Raw genomic sequence first — 4,684 nt, 5'->3', positions numbered from 1 at the left:
GCCGCTCCGTCGGCGAGGCCCGCCGCGGGAGTAGAGGGACCGATGGCGCGGCCGCCCGGGGTTGCCTAGGGTTCCGGTGGACCGGACTGACCTGGAGGCCACGTGTCCACACTCGATCTGTTGCTCGCGACGGTCGGCGCGCTCGGCGTCGTGATCGTCGCGGTGTCCGCGCGACTCCACCGGTGGCCCGTGTCGGAGCCCCTCATCGCGCTCGGGGTCGGCATCGTCCTGGGGCCGGCGGTCGCCGGGGTTCTCGACGTCCCCGACATCGTCGCCGACCCCTCGACGCTCCATCGCGGCGCGGAGATCCTTCTCGCCGTCTCCGTGATGGGTGTGGCGCTGCGTTATCCCTTCTCGGCGATACGACGTCACTGGCGGCGTCTGGCCCTCCTGCTGCTGGTGGTGATGCCGGCGATGGCGCTCATCTCCACCGGTCTGGCGATCTGGGCGCTGGGCATCCCCATCGCGGTGGCGTTGCTCTTCGGCACCGCGATCTGCCCCACGGACCCCGTTCTGTCCTCCGCGGCGGTGACCGGCGACGCCGCCGAGCGGGACCTGCCCGAAGACGACCGGCAGCTGCTCTCACTCGAATCGGGGGCGAACGACGGATTGGCCCTTCCTCTCGTCGTGATCGCGCTCGCCGTGGCGACCCCGCTCACCGCCGGGCAGGCCGCCCTGGAGATCGGCTGGCAGATTCTCGGGGCCCTGGCGTTGGGTGTTCTCGCCGGGGTGGCGGCGGCCAAGGCCCTCCATTTCTCGGAGCGCCACGACGCCGCCGAGAACGGCCCGATTCTCATGTTCACCCTGCTGTTGGCCCTCCTGGTCCTGGGCTGCTCGGGCCTGCTGGGAGTCAACGGGGTGTTCGCCGCGTTCGTCTCGGGACTGGCCTTCAACCTGACCAGTGCCGGAAACGAGAGGCGGGTGGAGGTGGAGATCGACGAGGCGATCAACCAGTTCGCGGTCCTACCGTTCTTCCTGGCCCTGGGGGCGATGCTGCCGTGGGCGGAGTGGGCGCGGTTGGGGTGGGGAGCGGTGCTGCTCACCGTCGCGGTGCTCGTACTCCGGCGTCCGCCGGTGCTTCTCGCCCTCATGCGTCCCCTCGGACTGCGCGTTCGCGATGCCGCGTTCCTCGGCTGGTTCGGTCCGGTCGGCGTCGCGGCGGTGTTCTACCTGACCGAGGAGGCGTCCCGGGCGGGTCCGGATTCGCTGCTGCTCGGCGTGGGCACCCTCATCGTGGTGGCCAGCACCCTCGCCCACGGCGTTACCGCGGCTCCCGGTCGTGCGGTGTTCAGAGCCGCCGGTCGACGCGACGACCGGGCCACCGATCACTCCTGCTGAGGGTGCTGCGCACGTCAGGCGGTGCCCGCGTCCGCGTTCCCGGCCTTCCAGGTCTCCCACGGGATGTTCCAGTCACCCAGGCCGTCCCACCCCGGCAGCGTCGGGCCGACCGTGCCGGAGACCTCGAAGATGTCGCCCCGCTTGGCGTTGTCGTAGAACCACTTCGCATCGGCCGTGGTGACGTTGAGGCACCCGTGGCTGACGTTCTGGCTGCCCTGGGCCCAGACGGACCACGGCGCGGCGTGGACGAAGATGCCGCTGTACGACATCCGCGTGGCGTACTGCACCGGGGTGCGGTAGCCGTCCGGCGAGTCGACCGGAACGCCGTAGGTCGAGGAGTCCATCACCATGGAGGCCAACTTCTCCCCGATCACGTACGTGCCGTTCGGCGTCGGGGTGTCGGCCTTGCCCATCGAGGTGGGCATGGTCTTGATCACCTCGCCGTTGCGCTCGACCACGATCTGCTTGGTCGAGTCGTCGACCCGGGAGATGACCGCGTCACCGATCTGGAAATCGCTGCGCACGTTCTCCTGGCCGTACATCCCGCCGCCCAGGTCCTTGCCGTAGATGTCCACGTCGACGTCGATCGTGGTTCCCGGCGCCCAGTACTCGGCCGGACGCCACCGGACCTCCTGGTTGGACACCCAGTAGAAGGCACCCTCCACCTCTGGCTCGGTCCGGATGTGGATGTTGTCCTGCGCCGCGCGACGGTCCGCGATCGGCTCGTCGAACATCACCGCCACGGGTTGGCCGATGCCCACCGTCGCACCCTGACCCGTCGTGAGATACGCGGCGGTGAGGACACGGGGAGTGACGGTGCTGAACGTAACGGTGCTCCGGGTGACCAGACCGGCGTCGTCGGTCGCGGTGGATTCCAGCGTGTACTCGCGGCTGTATCCAAGGTCTTCGGTGGTCCGCCACTCGGTGAGATCCGGGTTGAACTCTCCCTGGACCTGCACGCCCTCCGGGTTGCGCATGACCACCGAATCGAAACGGCCGTCTCTGGCGGTGAGCACCACCGGCTCCGCGGGGTTGGCGTCGAGCGACCCGTCCTCCACGGAGACGTCGATCACCGCGGACGGCTCCGCGGGGGCCTCGGCGACCTGGCCGTCGTCCGCTCCCCCTGACCCGATGGTGCACCCTGTCAACACGAGGGAGCCCGCGAACACGGCGGCCAGCGCGATCCGGGATCTCGACCGCGCGCGGGCCCGGCGTCTGGTCCGATCCGTGTGGCGCACGTTCACTAATGGCCCCTTCCGAGCGTCATGTCCCTTCAGACCATGAACTGAGCCAGAGGGATGTCTTCACAAGTATGCATGCGTCCGCCACTGCATTTCATATCGAATTGATAAAGGATCACCGCCTCCTGGCCCGTCTACCCCCGTCCTGACCAGGCGATTTCGTGTTGACGGCGGGGCCCTGTTACTGTTTCTCTCGCACCACGCGGGCGCCATTAGCTCAATTGGCAGAGCAGCTGACTCTTAATCAGCGGGTTCGGGGTTCGAGTCCCTGATGGCGCACAGAAGCGAGAGGCCCTCCCCGGTCGGGGAGGGCCTCTCGTCGTCGTGGTTCCGGTGAGCGGGCCCGGCGCGGTGAGCGGGCCGGGCGCGCCGACTCAGGCCCGGCGCGCCTCGAGATAGGCCTCGATGCGACGACGCTCCTTGCGCTTGTTGGCGATCGACACCGAGATGCCGCCGAGGATCAGCGCCGCCACTCCGCCGAGCACTGCGAGTACCCGGGGATCGGTGAGGGCGGCAACGGCCCTCTCCTTACCCTCTTCGGCCAGGTTCTTGGGATTGACCCGGTCGACGATCTCGTCCAACGTCGTCGCGAGATCGTCACGCGCCTTGGCGATGTCGCCTTCGATGCTGTCGTAACTCCTGGACACGAGACCTCCGTCAATCGCTCGTCACGCGGCTGGCCGCGGATTCTGGACCCCGCCCACGGTACTGCACCCGCCGATGATCCGCGCCCGCGCGCCGACGCATCGGATAGGTTGGTGTGATCACAGACCCCGACCCGACTCCAGGAGCACCGGTGACCACACCACGGCTCGAGGTGGGCCAGACCGCCCCCGACTTCACCCTCCCCGACGCCGACGGAAACCCCACGTCGCTGCAGGACCTGCTCACCGCGCACGGGCGCGTGGTCGTGTACGTCTACCCAGCCGCTCTGACGCCCGGCTGCACCACCGAGACCGTGGACTTCGAGGGAGCCCTCCAGGAACTGCGGGAGGCCGGTATCGGGGTGGTGGGGGTGTCACCCGACGCGCCGGAGAAGCTCCAGCGCTTCCGGGACAAGCACGGCATCACATTCCCTCTGCTGTCCGATCCGGACAAGACCATGCTCACCGAGTGGGGCGCGTTCGGCGAGAAGAAGAACTACGGCAAAACCGTGATGGGCGTGATCCGCTCGACGTTCGTCGTGGAGTCCGACGGAACCCTCTCCCTGGCCCGGTACAACGTCCGGGCCAAGGGTCACGTGGCCATGCTCTCCAAGCTCCTCGGCGTGGACCTGCCCGAACCCGCGGAGGGCTGAGTTCACCCATGCCGGCCGAACCGCACGAGCGGATGCAGGACCAGACCCCGGACTCTGTTGACGAGGCCGTCCAGGATGAACCGAACATCCTGGTGCCCCGGCGCCGGCCCATCCAGGAGAGGAGCCGGCGCAAGTTTCAGGCACTGCTGTCCTCCGCCCGCGATGTGCTGGTCGAGGTGGGATTCGATTCGTTCACCTGCGAAGAGGTGGCCTCCCGCGCGGGAGTGCCGATCGGGACGCTGTACCAGTTCTTCGCCAACAAATACGTGCTGGTGTGCGAGCTGGACCGCCAGGACGCGCACAGCGTGATCGAGGAGGTCGAACGCTTCGCGCAGAAGATCCCCGCGCTGGACTGGCCGGAGCTGCTCAACGACTTCCTCGACCACCTGGCGGATCTGTGGCTGCGCGATCCCTCCCGGCGAGCGGTCTGGCTGGCCACGCAGGCCACCCCTGCCACTCGAGCCACCGCCGCGGTCAACGAGCGCGAGCTGGCCAGGATGATCGCCAGCGTGCTCGCCCCGCTCATGCCGTCCACCGAACGGCAGCGCCGCGCCTTCATGGCCGAGGTGCTGGTCCACGTGTCCTATTCGATGCTCAACTTCTCCGTCAGCGCCGGCTCCGCCACGGGCGAGGACATCCACGACGCCACCGTCACCGAACTCAAGCGGATGCTCACCGCGTATCTCTGGCTGGCGGAGAAGGAGGCCCAAGCGGACTGACGCCGTCGGCACAGGCGGCGCTTCGCCCCTCGGATTCGCCTGCGCCCCCGGAGGTACGCGGGCGCATCGCGGTCCGAGGGGCGTATCGC

Annotated in this window: 5 protein-coding genes and 1 tRNA gene; 4 read left to right on the top strand and 2 right to left on the bottom strand. The window is 68.5% G+C overall.

Annotated features, from left to right (window positions below):
- Positions 1-102 precede the first annotated feature (102 nt).
- Positions 103-1,338, top strand: coding sequence for a cation:proton antiporter domain-containing protein (locus G6019_RS00570; protein ID WP_182612955.1), 1,236 nt, complete (start codon positions 103-105; stop codon positions 1,336-1,338).
- A 14-nt stretch (positions 1,339-1,352) separates the two neighbouring features.
- Here the strand turns inward: G6019_RS00570 and G6019_RS00565 are convergent, their stop codons facing one another.
- The gene (locus G6019_RS00565; RefSeq protein WP_182612954.1) at positions 1,353-2,582 is read right to left on the bottom strand and encodes a L,D-transpeptidase; all 1,230 of its coding nucleotides are present in this window, start codon (positions 2,580-2,582) and stop codon (positions 1,353-1,355) included.
- Positions 2,583-2,785: 203 nt separating this feature from the next.
- Here G6019_RS00565 and G6019_RS00560 point away from each other — a divergent pair.
- Positions 2,786-2,858 (top strand) — tRNA-Lys (locus G6019_RS00560).
- 95 nt (positions 2,859-2,953) lie between these two features.
- On the opposite strand, the gene G6019_RS00555 is transcribed toward G6019_RS00560, so the two are convergent.
- Positions 2,954-3,226 carry a DUF3618 domain-containing protein gene (locus G6019_RS00555; RefSeq protein WP_107756019.1) on the bottom strand — a complete coding sequence of 91 codons (273 nt, stop codon included), beginning with the start codon at positions 3,224-3,226 and terminating at the stop codon, positions 2,954-2,956.
- A 149-nt stretch (positions 3,227-3,375) separates the two neighbouring features.
- Here G6019_RS00555 and G6019_RS00550 point away from each other — a divergent pair, with 149 nt between their 5' ends.
- Both G6019_RS00550 and G6019_RS00545 read left to right on the top strand, forming a co-directional pair.
- Positions 3,376-3,876, top strand: a complete 501-nt coding sequence (locus tag G6019_RS00550) for a peroxiredoxin (protein WP_182612953.1) — start codon at positions 3,376-3,378, stop codon at positions 3,874-3,876.
- An 8-nt stretch (positions 3,877-3,884) separates the two neighbouring features.
- Positions 3,885-4,595, top strand: a complete 711-nt coding sequence (locus G6019_RS00545; protein ID WP_182612952.1) for a TetR/AcrR family transcriptional regulator — start codon at positions 3,885-3,887, stop codon at positions 4,593-4,595.
- Positions 4,596-4,684: the final 89 nt, after the last annotated feature.

This window comes from Dietzia sp. DQ12-76, from assembly GCF_014145045.1.
In the GTDB taxonomy this organism is placed as follows: domain Bacteria; phylum Actinomycetota; class Actinomycetes; order Mycobacteriales; family Mycobacteriaceae; genus Dietzia.
The sequence above is the reverse complement of the archived record's forward strand: the minus strand, read 5'-3'. Positions and strand labels throughout refer to the sequence as shown.

What these genes read in the sequence shown, in the direction of transcription:
- G6019_RS00545 (WP_182612952.1), top strand. Translation starts at nt 3,885, where the DNA reads ATGCCGGCCGAACCGCACGAGCGGATGCAGGACCAGACCCCGGACTCT.